13 protein-coding genes and 1 pseudogene are annotated in these 14,957 nt (G+C 66.2%); 6 read left to right on the top strand and 8 right to left on the bottom strand.

Annotated elements, in window-relative coordinates; translation table 11 throughout:
* Positions 1 to 1,387, top strand: a 1,387-nt coding sequence (locus ABIB29_RS09070) for an FG-GAP repeat domain-containing protein (protein WP_354172045.1), incomplete at its 5' end; no start/stop codon positions are given.
* 586 nt (positions 1,388 to 1,973) lie between these two features.
* On the opposite strand, the gene ABIB29_RS09075 is transcribed toward ABIB29_RS09070, so the two are convergent.
* Positions 1,974 to 3,275, bottom strand: a complete 1,302-nt coding sequence (locus tag ABIB29_RS09075) for a hypothetical protein (protein WP_354172046.1) — start codon at positions 3,273 to 3,275, stop codon at positions 1,974 to 1,976.
* A gap of 400 nt (positions 3,276 to 3,675) precedes the next feature.
* Positions 3,676 to 4,128 (bottom strand): hypothetical protein, encoded by a 453-nt coding sequence (locus ABIB29_RS09080; RefSeq protein WP_354172048.1) that lies wholly within the window; start codon positions 4,126 to 4,128, stop codon positions 3,676 to 3,678.
* A 478-nt stretch (positions 4,129 to 4,606) separates the two neighbouring features.
* On the opposite strand from ABIB29_RS09080, the gene ABIB29_RS09085 reads away from it, so the two are divergent.
* Both ABIB29_RS09085 and ABIB29_RS09090 read left to right on the top strand, forming a co-directional pair.
* Positions 4,607 to 5,533, top strand: a complete 927-nt coding sequence (locus ABIB29_RS09085; RefSeq protein WP_354172049.1) for an Ltp family lipoprotein — start codon at positions 4,607 to 4,609, stop codon at positions 5,531 to 5,533.
* Positions 5,534 to 5,595: 62 nt separating this feature from the next.
* Entirely contained in the window at positions 5,596 to 6,021 is a 426-nt protein-coding gene (locus ABIB29_RS09090) for a hypothetical protein (RefSeq protein WP_354172051.1), read from the top strand.
* A 126-nt stretch (positions 6,022 to 6,147) separates the two neighbouring features.
* Here the strand turns inward: ABIB29_RS09090 and ABIB29_RS09095 are convergent.
* From ABIB29_RS09095 to hisC, 4 genes and pseudogenes are all read right to left on the bottom strand, one after another.
* A pseudogene (locus ABIB29_RS09095) lies at positions 6,148 to 6,353 on the bottom strand (helix-turn-helix domain-containing protein).
* Positions 6,353 to 6,529, bottom strand: coding sequence for a DUF2975 domain-containing protein (locus tag ABIB29_RS09100; RefSeq protein ID WP_354172053.1), 177 nt, complete (start codon positions 6,527 to 6,529; stop codon positions 6,353 to 6,355). The pseudogene ABIB29_RS09095 and the gene ABIB29_RS09100 overlap by 1 nt, the downstream one beginning before the upstream one ends.
* Before the next feature lie 70 nt (positions 6,530 to 6,599).
* The gene (locus ABIB29_RS09105; protein ID WP_354172055.1) at positions 6,600 to 8,009 is read right to left on the bottom strand and encodes an amino acid permease; all 1,410 of its coding nucleotides are present in this window, start codon (positions 8,007 to 8,009) and stop codon (positions 6,600 to 6,602) included.
* Positions 8,010 to 8,056: 47 nt separating this feature from the next.
* Positions 8,057 to 9,154, bottom strand: coding sequence for a histidinol-phosphate transaminase (gene hisC / locus ABIB29_RS09110; protein ID WP_354172057.1), 1,098 nt, complete (start codon positions 9,152 to 9,154; stop codon positions 8,057 to 8,059).
* A gap of 93 nt (positions 9,155 to 9,247) precedes the next feature.
* Here hisC and ABIB29_RS09115 point away from each other — a divergent pair, with 93 nt between their 5' ends.
* The 3 genes from ABIB29_RS09115 to ABIB29_RS09125 all read left to right on the top strand — a co-directional run bounded on the left by ABIB29_RS09115 (position 9,248) and on the right by ABIB29_RS09125 (position 11,917).
* A complete protein-coding gene (locus tag ABIB29_RS09115) occupies positions 9,248 to 9,751 on the top strand; it encodes an Lrp/AsnC family transcriptional regulator (protein WP_354172059.1) in 504 nt (167 codons plus the stop codon).
* A gap of 120 nt (positions 9,752 to 9,871) precedes the next feature.
* Positions 9,872 to 11,545, top strand: coding sequence for a thiamine pyrophosphate-binding protein (locus tag ABIB29_RS09120; RefSeq protein WP_354172061.1), 1,674 nt, complete (start codon positions 9,872 to 9,874; stop codon positions 11,543 to 11,545).
* A gap of 147 nt (positions 11,546 to 11,692) precedes the next feature.
* The gene (locus ABIB29_RS09125; protein WP_354172063.1) at positions 11,693 to 11,917 is read left to right on the top strand and encodes a hypothetical protein; all 225 of its coding nucleotides are present in this window, start codon (positions 11,693 to 11,695) and stop codon (positions 11,915 to 11,917) included.
* Between the two features lie 295 nt (positions 11,918 to 12,212).
* Here ABIB29_RS09125 and ABIB29_RS09130 read toward each other — a convergent pair whose 3' ends face one another.
* A complete protein-coding gene (locus tag ABIB29_RS09130) occupies positions 12,213 to 13,661 on the bottom strand; it encodes an amidase (protein ID WP_354172065.1) in 1,449 nt (482 codons plus the stop codon).
* Positions 13,661 to 14,935, bottom strand: a complete 1,275-nt coding sequence (locus ABIB29_RS09135; RefSeq protein WP_354172067.1) for a M20 family metallo-hydrolase — start codon at positions 14,933 to 14,935, stop codon at positions 13,661 to 13,663. Before ABIB29_RS09135 ends, ABIB29_RS09130 begins: the two co-directional genes overlap by 1 nt.
* Positions 14,936 to 14,957 lie beyond the last annotated feature (22 nt).

Below are 14,957 nucleotides of genomic sequence, written 5' to 3' on the forward strand. Positions count from 1 at the left end.
TCCCCGCTTCAGCCACGTCCAAGACGCTGTCGGCAACAATTCCGGCAACTCGTCACTCGCGAACATCACCCTCCCAGAACTGACCGTCCTTAACGCGGCGGCTGATACGACCGCACCGGTGGTCCGCGAAATGTCAATATCGCCGCAGACCGTCGACGTCACGACGGCCTCCCAGCCGGTAACGGTCACCGCACACATCACAGACGACATTTCCGGAACCACGTTTCTTTTCGTCTACCTTGAAAACAGGTCGACGGGCACCAACGTCTACGGATACATGAACCTGACCAGCGGGACATCCACCGACGGCACGTTCACCGCTAACCTAACAATTCCCTTTGGTGGCGCTCCGGGCACCTGGACTCCCCGCTTCAGCCACGTCCAAGACGCTGTCGGCAACAATTCCGGCAACTCGTCACTCGCGAACATCACCCTCCCAGAACTGACCGTCCTTAACGATCGCCTTGTAGCCCCGGCTGAGGTGGTTTTCACGGACAAGGACGGCACCGCCGAGGACGCCTACACGATCCCTGCCACCGAAGGCGTGGACTACCTCGTCGCCGACAAGGTCGTCCCTGCCGGAACCTACCCCGGCACCGGAACCGTCACCGTCACCGCGAAAGCCAAGACCGGTTACATCCTGACCCCGGGCGCCACCGCAACCTGGGCCGCGACGTTCAAAACCACCCCCAACCCGGTCATCCCGGCTGCGGTCGTCTTCACCGACAAGGACGGAACTGCCGCCGACATGTATACGGTCCCGGCCACCACGGGCGTTGATTACCTCATCGCTGACAAGGTCGTCCCGGCCGGCACCTACCCCGGCACCGGAACCGTCACCGTCACCGCGAAAGCCCGCCCGGACTATGTCCTGGCCTCCGGGGTGGCAACGACATGGACCGCCACACTGACTACGACTTTCGCCTCAGCCAAGAAGTCGACCGATTTCAACGGTGACGGCAGGAGTGACCTACTCGCTAGGGACAGTGCCGGCGTCCTCTGGTTCTACCCCGGCAACGGCACGGGGGCCTTCCTCACCCGTGTCAAAATCGGCAGCGGCTGGAACACCATGACCTCCCTGACCAGCCCCGGGGACCTCAATGGCGACGGCAAAGCAGACCTGCTCGCCAGGGACAGCAGCGGCGTCCTCTGGTTCTACCCCGGCAACGGCACCGGGACCCTCCTCACCCGCGTCAAAATCGGCAGCGGCTGGAACACCATGACCTCCCTGACCAGCCCCGGGGACCTCAACGACGACGGCAAAGCAGACCTCCTCGCCAGGGACAGCAGCGGCATCCTCTGGTTCTACCCCGGCAACGGCACCGGGACCCTCCTCACCCGCGTCAAAATCGGCAGCGGCTGGAATGCCATGACCGCGCTGACGTGACCTAGAAAGCCCGGCATCGAGCCCCGCCCGGTTCGACACCCACCTGTCCGTCATCGTCCGCCAGTTCCCCCGACGTCGGCGTCTTCTTGTGCCGGTTCTTGTGCTGGCTATCCTGTGGCCTGTCCCTCCTACGCCACGGCACAGGCAACAGCGGCACCCAACCAGAGAGCCGCCGTCGCACTTCATGGCTGGCGCTACTCTTTGGCGGCTACGACGACGCTCCTGTCGCTACCGAGAGTGGGCACGCGACGGCGTCGGCGTTGACGGCGCCCGCGTGCCGCTGAGGCGGAAGAGCGGGTCTTCGGCCGCGAACGACGGCGCCACCAACGAGTCGAGCCGATGGGAACGGTGCCGGTGCAGCTTCCCGGTGGAACGGTGCCGCTCAGCGCCGAACCGCTGGATCAAGACGCCTGTCTGCATCCGAACAACGCAGTGCTGCGCGGCTGAGGCCAGTCCTTTCGGGGCCGTCCGCGTTCCAGACACCCGCCCCGGTTGCGCTACCACTTGTAGCCGCCATCAGCGACTGAGAACGACCACAGGTGATAGCGCAACGGGACCGCGTTCCGCAGCTGACTAACCTCGGTCGTTACTTCTGGAGCAGTTCCTCGCTGCCGTGCTCAGCCCCGCCCGCGGTCTCTTCGCCGCGCTTTTTCCGTTTGAACAGCCCTGCGACGCTCCCTCCGACCGAGCCCGCCGTACCAGCGATGGCGCCACCGAGGCCCTTGACCGCGGTGAGGGCCTGGGCCTCGTCCGGGATCCCGTCCCCGTCGATGTCCACGCTCCGGAACGCGCGCGATACCGTATCGGCCGCGGTTGCCACCCCGGCGCCCACTGCCACAGCGCCCGTTGCAACCCCGCCTCCGACAGTGCTGGCAGTGCCAGCAATCCAATTTCCCGTCACCTTGGCGGCGTCCTCCATTGCTGCGAGAGCTCGGTTCTGTTCGACATCTCCGTCCTCAGCTCCAGCCCCCACAAGAACGGCCAGATGTTCGGGGAACATGTCTGGGGCATCGGCGAACGCTGCCCGGGCAGCGACGATGACGTCGCGACCGAACACAAAACGCGTGACTCCTCCCGCCAATGCTCCAACTCCGTATTCAATCGTTGCCTGCTGCTTTCCACTCAATTTTTCGCGCACGGCGTCCAGCTGACCCGTCTCCATGGTCCGAACCAGACTCTGCGCGGCGCCTCCAGGGAGGGTGTCCGCGAGCGTGTTCGCCCAGTGCGACCAGTCCCCGCGGCCGTCGGAGATCTTATCGCCGACGCCGACGACGCCTTCAGACGATGCGCTCGATAGGTCTGTCGCCATCGTTGCGATTTGCTTCTGGCTCACGCGCTCGTTCGAGAGACCGTAGACAAGGGCGAGAGCCTGGTCTTTGTCGAGGTCCATTCCGTGAATATCGGCAATAGCGAGCGCGAAAACCGCCGTGATCTCGAACTGCAACTGCTCATCGCCTGCGGGCAGGAGAGCAGCGGCTCGCTCTGCACCGTTCTTCGCAGTACCCAGCGCCATGTTCTTTGCGGCCTGTTTCGCAGCGCTCTTTGCGGCAAGTTTGACGGCTTCCTTGCCAGTCTTCTTGGCGGCCTGTTGTCCCGCACTCTTCATGCCGGCTGCTGCCGCCCCGACGCCAGGAATCATCGCTATACCAATGTCGGCCGCGATCGCGCCGGCGCTGATGAGGGCACCAGCAGTGGTGATCGAGGTGCCGTAGTGACGCTCCAACATCTGAATTACTTCAGCGGGCGATGCGTCTGGATGCCGCCGGCGGAGCCTCATGACGTATTTGCGAGCGATCGAGTGACGGGCGCTGACCGCCTTCGCAATGTCACGCGTGGCGTCCTCGCCGACGAGCTCCGCCTCAAGCGTGATGCTCTCAATATTGGTCATCGCTTACTCCTCTGTGGTTGCACCTCTCCGAGATGTGAGAAGGCGGCTGATAAGTGAGAATCCACCAGTGCCCCCTGGATCTCTGGTGATTGTATTCATGGATCCTGGCTTGGCAGGTCGCGGCGCGTTTAAGACTCCTCGAACAAATGCCTCATTTGGACTTTGCCCGGTCAATCTCTGCCCCATCTCCCAGCCCTTTGGTGCGCCAGGGCCCACTACAGCTCAGAATCAGCTTGCCGGGGACGGCTGACTGCAGCCGAACAACGCCGCGTGGGTGCCCCGTGTCTGACTCGACGGATCTCACATGGGCCGTCCAGGTTCCATAAAGGAACGCGGACGGCCCATTTGTTGGTAGCGAAGGACGCAAACACGGCCGTATCGCTTGGGCTCCAAGAGGGAGCTAGAAGCTTACTCCTACGCCACCGCCCCGGAACTTCGCTTGGTGCTCCAAGAACGGCGCAACCCACCATGCATCGACTTGGTAAAGGTTCACACGAATAGCCGGGACTTCGTAGCTGGTCATTCCTGAGGGGATCACTTGGGCGGGACATAGCGTGAGGAATTCCAGTGAGGGGAGGCTATCCCCCGTGGACGTCTTCTCCATCAAATCACTCGCCTGTTGGGTTGCGATAGCCTCCTTTTCGTGCCGGGGCATTTTCCAACCGCCGACGTCCTTCGCAATCTCTGCTGCAAACGCGGTCACATTGGTGCCGATAAAATTGGACGTGGACGTGGGGATGCCTATGTACACGGTGGACCCGCACACAACAACGATGCGCTGTAAGATCGCGCCGTTCTCCGCCGCCTGGACAACCGCTTGGAGGTGGGGATCAAGTACTCCGAGTGTATTCATGCAGGGACTCTAACAACGATCTCTCGCAGGCAAAGCCAAAACGCAAGATTGACGACACGACCCTCTCGTCGAGTCATCCCCGGACGGGCATGGTGGCTTTTCGATCGTCATCCGTTAAGCAGACGCCCTTTTCCTCCTTGATGGCGTGCCGACAAGTCTGATTCATTATGACTCTCCGCCTCGGAATGCCAATCAGCTAGCTTTTATTGAACGCCGGCACTTTTCGAAAAACGACTGAGATGACATTTTGGCAGTGATTGCATTTGATGTCGGGGTCGAGGTGTAGCATCCGTTTTGTGGGCATTTACGCCCGTGACGTTATTGGGGGAAGCGAAAATGCTTGTGACTGTTGGCTGGCGCGATGTAGCGCCTCTGCGGCCGTATTCCATGCCGGGCTCCCTCTGTGCGCGTCCATCACCGCACCCACTCCGCACGCTTCGCATCGCACGTCGGTCAGGTGTCCTATGAAAGGACTCTCATGAGCCAGTCCCCATACCTCGCCCCCTATCCGCCAGCGCACGGCTATGGACCGGCGCAGCAGAGCAATAAGTCATTCCTCGTGACATGGCTACTTTCCCTCCTCCTCGGCGTTTTGGGCGTGGACAGGTTCTACCTGGGCAAAGTCGGAACCGGCATCCTCAAGCTGGTTACCATCGGCGGTCTGGGTATTTGGGCCCTCGTCGACCTTGTACTCGTTCTGGCGAACAAGACCCGAGATAAGCAGGGTCTTCCGCTGGAGGGTTATGACAAGCACAAGAAAGTGGCCTTGATCGTCACAGGCGTTTTCCTCGTCCTGGGAATCATTATCAACGCCAGCCGCGGCGCTTCGATCGCGACAACGTCCGCCTCCGCCGTTTCCGCTCCGAAAAACTCCGCTGTTGCGACCCCGGCAGAGACCACAAAGCCAACAGAGGATCCTGCCGCCGCAAAAGCTAAGGCAGACGCCGAGGCTGAGGCGGCTGCTAAGACTAAAGCTGACGCTGAGGCTGCTGCCAAGGCTAAGGCTGAGGCTGACGCCGCTGCCAAGGCGAAAGCTGAGGCGGACGCCGCCGCTAAGGCTGCAGCTGACGCCGCTGCAAAGGCCCAAGCTGATGCCGAAGCCGCTGCCAAAGCCGGGACGATCAGCCAGCAGAACGCACTGCGGAAGGCTGCTGATTACCTCGATTTCTCCGCCTTCTCGCGCACCGGTCTGATCGGGCAACTCGAGTACGAGAAGTATTCGACCGTGGATGCGACTTGGGCCGTGGACCGCGTGACAGTCGACTGGAACGAGCAGGCAGCCCTAAAAGCCAAGGATTACCTCGAATTCACCTCGTTTTCTCGCAGCGGACTGTTCGATCAACTGATCTACGAGGGCTACACCCCGGCGCAGGCCGAGTACGGAGTGAGCCAGACGGGTCTCTAGGGGCCGGAATCGATCAAGTCCTGTCGATGGGCTAGAAATCCAGAACAAATGAAATGGGAGTAATGAAGAAAGAACTGGCCCTCACGGGCTTGCTGTGTATAGCGCTATCAGGATGCGCGGGAGCAAAGACGCCTCAAGCTGCTCCGACCGTCACCGAGACCGTGACGGTGACGGTGACGGAAACCGCGACGGCGACTGTAACGGCTACGGTGACAGCCGCGGCGACTCCAGTCGCGGTCGCGCCTGTGGCAGCCGTACCTGCCGCTCCGGCTCCGCCCAAGACGGCCGTAATTCCGGCCGCAGTTGAAGGCATGAATGCTCAGGCCCTCGACGAGGACCTGGCTGCTTTGGGATTCGAGACCGTCATCTACAACTCCGATACCGGCAAGACAGTCCTCTTGCTGAGGAACTGGACAGTCACCGGCATCGACAACCCGGGAGCTGAGCAGCCCCTTAGCAAATCCGTCGTCGTTCACGTCACCAAGTAGCCATGAGGCGGGTGCAGGCGGCCACTATCAGCCGTCTGTACCCGCAGTTCAGTGCAACGAGTTCTGACGGACCGCTGCCGTAACGAGCCTTCCAAGCGGGCCGCCCCCTCGCCGCAGGGAACCCGATCATTCCTCGACGAACTCCACCAGGTCACCCGGCTGGCACTTGAGGACCCGGCACATTGCTTCCAGGGTGCTGAAGCGGACGGCCTTGGCCCGGCCGTTTTGAGCACCGCCACGTTGGCCGGGGTGAGTCCCACGCGGTCGGCGAACTCCCCCACACTCATTTTTTGTTTGGCCAGTTCGACGTCGATGCGCACCACGATCGGCATCAGATCACCGCTTCCATGTCGGTGCGCAGGTCGGTGGCCTGCCGGAGCAACGCTCGCAGCACTGTGACCACAAGGCCTAGTGCGGCGCCGGCTACCAGCAGCAGGAACAGCAGGAGCGGCAGCCCGGAGTCATCAGCGTGAAGAACACGGACGAGGACAGTACCGCCAGACAGCAAAGGGCGCGCCCGGCAAGACCGGACGCGCCCTTCAGTGCCCCGAAGCCGCGAGTCGGTTCAGGCGAGTTAACTAGTCGACGAGCGCCGGCTGCTTGTCACCCTCTGAAGTGTCAACAAGAACCGGAACCTTCCTCCGCTGGTGCAGCCAGTTCGCCACCGCCAGCAGAGCCACAAGCGAGAAAGTGCTCAGCAGCTGGGGACGTGAATCCTCGCCGATGAAGCCCACCGTGAAGATCGCCACGAGGATGAGCAGGCCAAAGCCCGTCAGCCACGGGAAGCCGGGCATCCGCAGGGGAAGCTCCGTCCCCTCGCTGTCGGCGCGGAGCCGCAGCGCGAGCTGGGCCAGGAGCGCGGACGTCCACACCAGCAGGCAGGTCGAGCCCACAATGTTGAGCAGGACGGGAAGGACCATCTCGGGGAAAGCCAGCTCCAGCCCGACCGTGACAACGCCGAAGGCGACGCTGGCCAGGACTGCGATAACCGGGACCCGTGCCTTGGACACCGAGGCGAGCAGGCGCGGCGCGTCGCCCCGCTCGGCGAGGGAGAACGCCATCCGGGAGGCGCCGTAGAGGTTGGCGTTGAGCGCCGAGAGCAGTGCCGCCACGGCCACCAGGGTGATGGCGGTGGCTGCGCCGGGCATGCCGGCGGCGTCCAGTACCGCCGCGAACGGGCTCTTCAGCCCCGCCGAACCCACGGGAACCACAGCCGCAATAATGAAGATGGAACCGATGTAGAAAACCAGGATGCGCCACAGCACCGTCCGGACCGCTTTCTTCACGCTGCGGGCCGGCTCCGCCGTCTCGGCAGCCGCCACGGAGACAATCTCGGTGCCGCCGAACGCGAAGGCCACCACGAACAGTGCTGTGGCAATCCCGGCGAAACCGCTGGGTGCGAATCCGGCACCGGTGAAGTTGGACAGGCCGGGCGACTGCACTCCCGGCAGCCAGCCGAAGAGCAGGGCTGCGCCCACCAGGAGGAACCCCACGATTGCTGCCACCTTGAGCAGGGCGAACCAGAACTCGAACTCGCCGAAGTTCTTCACACTGGTGAGGTTCACGGCGGTGAGCAGCACGATGAACACGAAGGCCATCAGCCACACCGGCAGGGCCGGGAAGATGGTGGCCAGCAGGCCTGCCGCGCCGAGCGCTTCGGCGGCGATGACCACCACGAGCTGCAGCCACCAGAGCCAGCCCACCGTGGCACCGGCCACCGGCCCGTAGGCCTTGGCGGTATAGACGGAGAAGGCTCCGCTGTCCGGGTTGGCGGCGGCCATCTCGCCGAGGGCCCACATCACCAGGATGATGAGGGTGCCGGCCACGAGGTAGGAGATCAGCACGGCAGGGCCGGCGGCCTGGATGCCGGCCCCGGAGCCGATGAAGAGCCCCGCACCGATGGCGCTTCCCAGGCCCATCATGGTGAGCTGGCGGGGTTTGAGTGTGGCGCCGAGCGGGCGGCCAGACGTCTTTGTCTGTTGTTCCATGGAGAGTCCTCTGGTTGTGGAACGGATTGATAAGGGTCAGAAAGTTCCTAGGCTGCTTGGGCTTCCAAAACCCGGAGCACGCGGTTGTTGGCGGCGGGGCCGGCAACGGTGATCCGCACCCCGTCACCTTGGTAGGCCCGGACCATGATGCCCGCGCGGTCAAACGCATCCACGAGCCTTGTCTGGAGGCTCTCATCCGCACGGATCCACAGGAAGTTGCCCTGGCTCGGCTGCAGCTTCCAGCCCTGGGCTTCGAGCTCCGCGGCCATCCGGGCGCGCTCCTGCTTGACCGCGGCCACCCGGGTTTCCATCTCCGCTCCGGCGTCCAGCGACGCGACGGCGGCCTTCTGGGCCAGCGCGCTCACGGCGAAGGGAAGGGCGGTCCGGCGCAGTCCCTCAGCGATGGCCGGCCCCGCCACGGCGTAGCCCACGCGCAGGCCGGCGAGGCCGTAGGCCTTTGAGAAGGTGCGCAGGATGCAGACGTTGGGGTACTGGCGGTAGAGCGCCAGGGAATCGGGGCCGCTGCCCGCTTCGGCGTATTCCACGTAGGCCTCGTCGATCACCACGAGAATGTCAGAACGGACGGAGCGCAGGAAGGCCTCGATGCGTTCGTGGCTGATCGGCACGCCGGTCGGGTTGTTGGGGGTGCAGAGCAGGATCACCTTTGTGCGGGCGGTCACGGCCGCGGCCATGGCTTCAAGGTCGTGGCCTTCAAAGGTGTCCAGCTGAACGCGGACCGGCCGGGCGCCGGCCAGCTCCACCAGGATGGGGTACGCCTCGAAGGAGCGCCAGGCGAAGATCACTTCATCCCCGGCATCGCACAGCCCGGTGATGATCTGCTGGAGGACGCCCACGCTGCCGGGTCCCACCGCGACCTCTCCGGCGGTGACGCCGAAGTGGCTGGCGATACGTTCACGGAGTTCGACGGCGGCACTGTCGGGGTAGCGGTTCATGGTACCGGCCGCTGCGGCCACCGCAGCGGCGGCAGCGGGCAGCGGCTCGTAGTGGCTTTCGTTGCTGGCAAGGGCAGCAATGTCCATGCCGGCGCTGCGCCGGCCCGGGACATACGGCGGGAGGCCGGACACAGCGCCACGAAGGGCGGGGAGTGCGGCGTCCGCTGCGGTGAGGAGCTGATCACGGGTCATGAGGACTGATCATGGTTGTGACTCCGCCCACAATGCAAGGTACGCTCAACCCATTGGGACTTCTGCTCAACTTCTACTGTCTCTGGTGAAAATATGACCATCCTGCACCCCCGCACCCTGGATTCACTCGACGGCAGGATCATCCTGGCCCTGGATAAGGATCCGGAGGCCAGCGCCCTGGCACTCTCCCGGACACTCGGCGTCGCACGGAACACGGTCCACGCCCGGCTGGCACGGCTCGAGCGCAGCGGCGCCCTCCGCTCCTTCAGCCGGCGACTGGATCCCGCCGCACTCGGCTATGACCTGATGGCCTTCCTCTCCCTGTCCATCAGCCAGACGCGGACAGGCGCGGTGGAAGACGGACTCGCCGCGATCCCGGAGGTCATCGAGGTGCACGCGACCACCGGCGACGCGGACCTCATGGCCAAGGTGGTGGCACGCAGTACAGCCGATCTCTACCGCATCACCAACGAGATCCTGGAAATCGAGGGGATCCAACGGACCAGCACCGCCATTTCCGTCCTGGAACTCATGCCGCCCCGCTACGACGGCCTCCTGAGCCGGCTCTCCGAACAGGAATCCCGCCCCTCCGCCTAAGTTGGGGTGATGCAGACCACAAGTGGGCATATTTTCAGTTTTCACTCCCATTTCCTGCCAATAATCCCTATCAAATCTGCCGCTCTTGCCTATCTGTGAACCAGACCACAAGATTCCTGCATGACTACTCTCACCGTGTCCGGCCGCGTGGCGCAGATTCTCAGCAGCTATCTCAGCGATGTCTTCGGCGTCATGGGCAACGGGAACGTCTACTTCCTGGACGCCGCGGAAAAGCTGGGCCTCCGCTTCTCCGCCGTCCGCCATGAAGGCGCCGCCATCGCCGCGGCCGACGCCTACTACCGGACGTCGGGACGTCTCGCCGCGGGCACCACCACCTACGGCCCCGGCTACACCAATGCGCTGACCGCCCTCGCCGAGGCGGTCCAGGCGCAGATCCCCGTCGTGCTGGTCACCGGGGACGCCCCCACCACCGGCGCCCGGCCCTGGGACGTGGACCAGGCGGCCATCGCCGCAGGCCTCGGCGCGGCAACCTTCACCGTCACCCGCGACGCCGCGGGTTCCATCACCCGGCAGGCGGTGGAGTACGCACTCACCAAGCGCACCGCCGTCGTGATTGCCATCCCCTACGACCTCGCGGCCCTCGAGGCTGCGGACGAGGAACTTCCGGCACCCTCGGCACGAATGGTGACGGACGACGTCGACGGCGGCCTTGGGCAGGTAGCCCGCCTGCTCGCCGGTGCGAAGCGGCCGCTGATCCTCGCCGGCCGCGGCGCGCACCTCGCCGGCGCCGGCCCGGAGCTTCGGGAGCTCGCCGACCGCCTCGGCGCCGTGACCGCCGGAACCGCCCTGGCGCTCAACCTCCTCGAAGGCGAGGGATACCTCGGCGTGGCGGGCGGCTTCGGCACGGACACCGCAGCCGGGCTCATGGGTGAGGCCGATGTGGTCCTCGTGGCCGGGGCAAGCCTGAGCGCCTTCACCATGCGGTTCGGGCACCTGCTCGGCCCGGACAGCACCGTCATCCAGATCGACACCGCCCTGCAGCCGACGCACCCACGGGTGGATACGTTCGTCAGCGCAGACGCGAAGTCCGCGGCCGGACACCTCCTGCGGATGCTGGAGGGCGCGGCCTCGCCGGACGCCGGCCGCGGCGGAGCGTGGCGCGCGGAAGCCCGCAAGCGGCTGGCCGAAGGACCCGCCCACCACCCCGGCTCCGAGGAGACCGCGGACGGCCGGCTGGACCCGCGTTCCCTGGCCACCGCGTTGGACGCCGTGCTGCCGGAGCGGCGCACGGTGGTCCAGGACGGCGGGCACTTCCTCGGCTGGGCACCGATGTACTGGAACATCCCGCGGCCCCAGGACCTGGTGATGGTGGGGACCGCCTACCAGACCATCGGGCTGGGCCTCGCCAGCGCCGTCGGGGCAGCCCGCGCGGTGGAGGACGGCCGCACCCTGGTGCTGGCCTCCGGCGACGGCGGTTTCCTGATGGGCCTGTCCGACCTCGAATCGCTGATCGGCGCGGCGAGCAGCGCCGTCGTCGTGATCTACAACGATGCCGCCTATGGAGCCGAAATCCACCAGTACGGCTCCCAGGGCCTGACCGAAAAGCCCATGCTGATCCCCGAGGTGGACTTCAGCGGCGTCGCCCGCGCTTTGGGTGCCGAGTCCGCGATCATCCGCTCCTTGTCCGACCTTTCCGCGTTGCAGGACTGGATCGATGCCGGCGCGAAGGGAACCTTCGTGGCCGACTGTCGCATCACCTCCAGCGTCCGGGCCCCGTGGCTGAGCGAGTGGATGGAAGCCTCGCGGGCGGCGAAGGCGGCGGTGGCTAGCTAGTCAGCCCGGCGGACCGGGAAGGAACCAGGCACGTCGGGCGGGTCCGCTTCCCGGCAGGAGTTTGCAGTCACCTCAGACACCTCGGCGGTTCCAGTCGGCGGCGGCCCCGAAGGTTTGATGTCGGTCACCCAGCGTAAGGTCGCGACCATGATCAGAGACGACGATGACCTGGACTTCATGCAGATCCAAGAGGCGCTCCTCCAAAAGGAGGAGGACATGAAGACGTGGTGCCCGTCGAGCGGCGAGGACGTGGGTAGGATGATCGAGTTTCCCGGAAACGACGAGTGGTACATCGAGTGCCCGACGTGCGGCCTGAAGTGGGCTGGCGGCAGCACTGTGCTGGCCGATCACAACAGACCGGGGCGCCGATGAACGCGGGGGATCACCTCGGATGACTCCGGCTCCTGGGTTCCTTCGACTGGAACCCACGCGCCGCCGTCGTACGCCTCTCCCGGGACCACGCCTATCGGCGGCCGCGAGAGCACGCATGCGGCCTAATAGCATTCCAGACACGCAAGAAGGGCCGTGCCCCGTGACTGGGAGATGGCGGCAAGGGCCTAAGCCAGTACCTCCAGGACAGGGTTTCGACCTGGCGCCATGTGACCATCCACATCGACGAAAACCTCCGCAACACGAGGAAGATCGCCGACACCTTCAAATCGTTTGCTCAGGACGTCGGCAAGCGCGATCCTCTGAAGGACGGGCGGTGATGGGCCCACGGGACCAGGGCCTCGATGGCCGCGCCGACCCGGAACACGCTGCCCTCGGCAAACGGGTGCCCGATCACCTGCACGCTTGTGGGTACGCCGTCGGCCGCGAAGCCGCTGGGCACAGCAAGCACCGGGCACCGGTTGGCCACGTTGAACGGGCTGGTCAGGTGCGCCTCCCAGTAGTGCTCCAGGTGCCGCCCGCCGGCGTCGATCCCGGCGAGGTAGTCCCCCGCGGCGTCCAGCGACGCGACGCCGGACGTCGGGCACAGCAGCGCGTCGAACCCGGACATCGCCGCGGCGAGCTCTGCTTGGATCCGTGCGTCCATCGCCAGGCCCTCCGCCAGCGTGTTCCGCGCCGCGGCGGCCGCTGCGTCGGCGATGAACCGGGTGGTGTAGGCCGCCACCGGGGCGTCCCCGCCGGCGAGCTCCGCGGCCATGGCCGGTCCCAGGATGTGGCCGAAGTGCGTGAAGATGGTCTCCCGGACCTGGTCCGTGGTCCACGGCAGTGCGACCTCGATGACGTCGGCGCCGGCGTCGCGCAGGGCGGCGGCCACGGCGCGGGTGTTGGCCTCCACGGCAGGGTCGATCGGGAAGTTGCCGAGGGTCACACTCAGCGCGATCCGCATCCCTGCGACGGGCGCGTGGGCTGACGGGATCGGCTCCCCCGCCGGGACCGTGGAGTGGTCCCCGGCGTCGGGCCCGGACATGACGTTGGCCAGCAGCGCGGCGTCAGCGACGGTGCGCGCCATCGGCCCGTCCCCGCGGTACCAGTCTGCGGACAGCGGCGGCGCGCCGGGCACGCGGCCGTAGGGCGCCTTGTACCCGACCGTGCCGGTGAAGCCGGCGGGGATACGCGTGGAGCCAGCAATGTCGCTGGCGGTGGCCAGCGGCGCGAACCCGGCAGCCAGCGCCGCGCCGGCACCGCCGGAGGAGCCGCCGGGCGAGCGGTCCAGGTTCCAGGGGTTGCGGGCCACGCCCCACAGCGGGCTGTGCGTGACGGTGGCGCAGCTGAACTCGGGGGACGCGGTGCGCGCGTGCACGATCCCGCCCGCGGCCCGGATCCGCGCGACCACCGGGTGGTCCGCGGCAGCGATCCGGCCGCGGTGGGAACCCAGGCCCTGCTCGATCGTCCGCCCGGCGAGCGCGTGCTTCTCCTTCGTCGCCACCGGCAGGCCCAGCAGCGCGGGCAGGGCGCCGGCGTCATCCGCGGACCGCGCGTAGCGGGCCTCGGCCAGCCGCGCGGCGGCCAGGGCGTCGTCGAAGAGCGTCTCGGTGAGCGCGTTGACCTCGCCGTTGACCTCCTCGGTCCGGGCGATGACCGCGTTCATGAGCTCCACGGGCGAGAGCTCGCGGGCCCGGAAGAGGCGCAGGGCGGTTGCGGCGTCGAGGTAGTGGAGCTCCTCCACTACGCGCCGGCCCCGCTCGCGGCTTCGACGGGCGCGAAGTCCCCCGCGAGCGCGCCGCGGACCATCTCCCAGGCGACGCCGGTCAGCGCGTCGACGCCGGCGACCATGTCCGCGTCGGTAGTGAATTCCCGCTCGCAGTGTGAGACGCCGTCCACGGACGGACAGAACAACATGACGGTGGGCACGATCCGGTTCAGGGCGACCGAATCGTGGCCGGCCATGGTGCGGATGCGGCGCGCGCGCAGGCCTAGGTCCGCGGCTACCTTCTCCGCGAGCTCGAGGCCCTCCTCCGGGTAGCGCTGGATGCCGCGGACATCGAAGTCCTTCACGTTGATGCGGATATCGTGCTCCGCCGCGAGCGCCGCGATCTGCTCCAGGAGCGTCGCGCGGGCCGCCTCGACGGTCTCCGGGCTGGCCGAGCGCAGGTCCGCGACCAGGTGCACGCGGCGCGGGACCACGATCGGGGAGTTGGGCTCCAGGGTCAGCTGGCCCACGGAGGAGACCAGGGCCTCCTCCTCGAAGTCCCTCGTGACGTCGTGGACCATGAGAACGATCTTCGACGCGGCGACCAGCGCGTCGTGCCGGTCCGCCATGGCGGTGGCGCCGGTGTGCGACTGCTCGCCGAGCACCTCGATGTCCAGCTTCTGCGTGTGCCAGGAGTAGTCGACGGCGCCGATCGCGTAGCCTTCGCGCTCCAGGATCCGGCCCTGTTCGATGTGGATCTCCGCGTAGCCGGCGACGTCTGGGCGTTCGTCCGTGCCGAGGTAGCCGATAGCCTCGAGCGCCTCGCGGACGCTGGTGCCCTGGAGGTCCTGGACTGCGAGCATGCGCTCCTGGTCCATCAGCCCGGCGAAGACCGAGCTGCCCATGATGGAGGGGGCGAATCGGCCGCCCTCCTCGTTGAACCAGTTGACGACGGCGAGGTTGAACGGCGGGCGGGCGCCCTCCGCCCGCACGCGCTCCGCCACCCGCTCCGCGGCGTGCAGCCCGGCGATCACGCCGTACGCGCCGTCGAACCGGCCGCCGAGGGGCTGGGAGTCCAGGTGCGAGCCGATGAGGATGTACGGGGCTCCCGGATGGAACTCGATGAGGGCGAACATGTTGCCGATCCCGTCCACCCGGGTCTCCCAGCCGCGCTGCCCGACGAAGGCGGCGAACCAGTCGCGGCTCATCTTGTCCTCGGCGGTGGCCGCCTGGCGGTCGACGCCGTGGTTCTCGGTGGCCCCTAAGGTGGCGACGTGGTGGAAGTCAGTCAGGAATGCTTGGGCGTTCACGGTGGTTCTCCTTGTGCGTGAG

This window comes from Arthrobacter sp. UYEF36, from assembly GCF_040547025.1.
In the GTDB taxonomy this organism is placed as follows: domain Bacteria; phylum Actinomycetota; class Actinomycetes; order Actinomycetales; family Micrococcaceae; genus Arthrobacter.

Bases quoted from the DNA above. Each gene is read 5' to 3' on its own strand.
- ABIB29_RS09075 (WP_354172046.1), bottom strand. From the start codon at position 3,275: ATGACCAATATTGAGAGCATCACGCTTGAGGCGGAGCTCGTCGGCGAG.
- ABIB29_RS09080 (WP_354172048.1), bottom strand. From the start codon at position 4,128: ATGAATACACTCGGAGTACTTGATCCCCACCTCCAAGCGGTTGTCCAG.
- ABIB29_RS09085 (WP_354172049.1), top strand. From the start codon at position 4,607: ATGAGCCAGTCCCCATACCTCGCCCCCTATCCGCCAGCGCACGGCTAT.
- ABIB29_RS09090 (WP_354172051.1), top strand. From the start codon at position 5,596: ATGAAGAAAGAACTGGCCCTCACGGGCTTGCTGTGTATAGCGCTATCA.
- ABIB29_RS09105 (WP_354172055.1), bottom strand. From the start codon at position 8,009: ATGGAACAACAGACAAAGACGTCTGGCCGCCCGCTCGGCGCCACACTC.
- hisC (WP_354172057.1), bottom strand. From the start codon at position 9,154: ATGACCCGTGATCAGCTCCTCACCGCAGCGGACGCCGCACTCCCCGCC.
- ABIB29_RS09115 (WP_354172059.1), top strand. From the start codon at position 9,248: ATGACCATCCTGCACCCCCGCACCCTGGATTCACTCGACGGCAGGATC.
- ABIB29_RS09120 (WP_354172061.1), top strand. From the start codon at position 9,872: ATGACTACTCTCACCGTGTCCGGCCGCGTGGCGCAGATTCTCAGCAGC.
- ABIB29_RS09125 (WP_354172063.1), top strand. From the start codon at position 11,693: ATGATCAGAGACGACGATGACCTGGACTTCATGCAGATCCAAGAGGCG.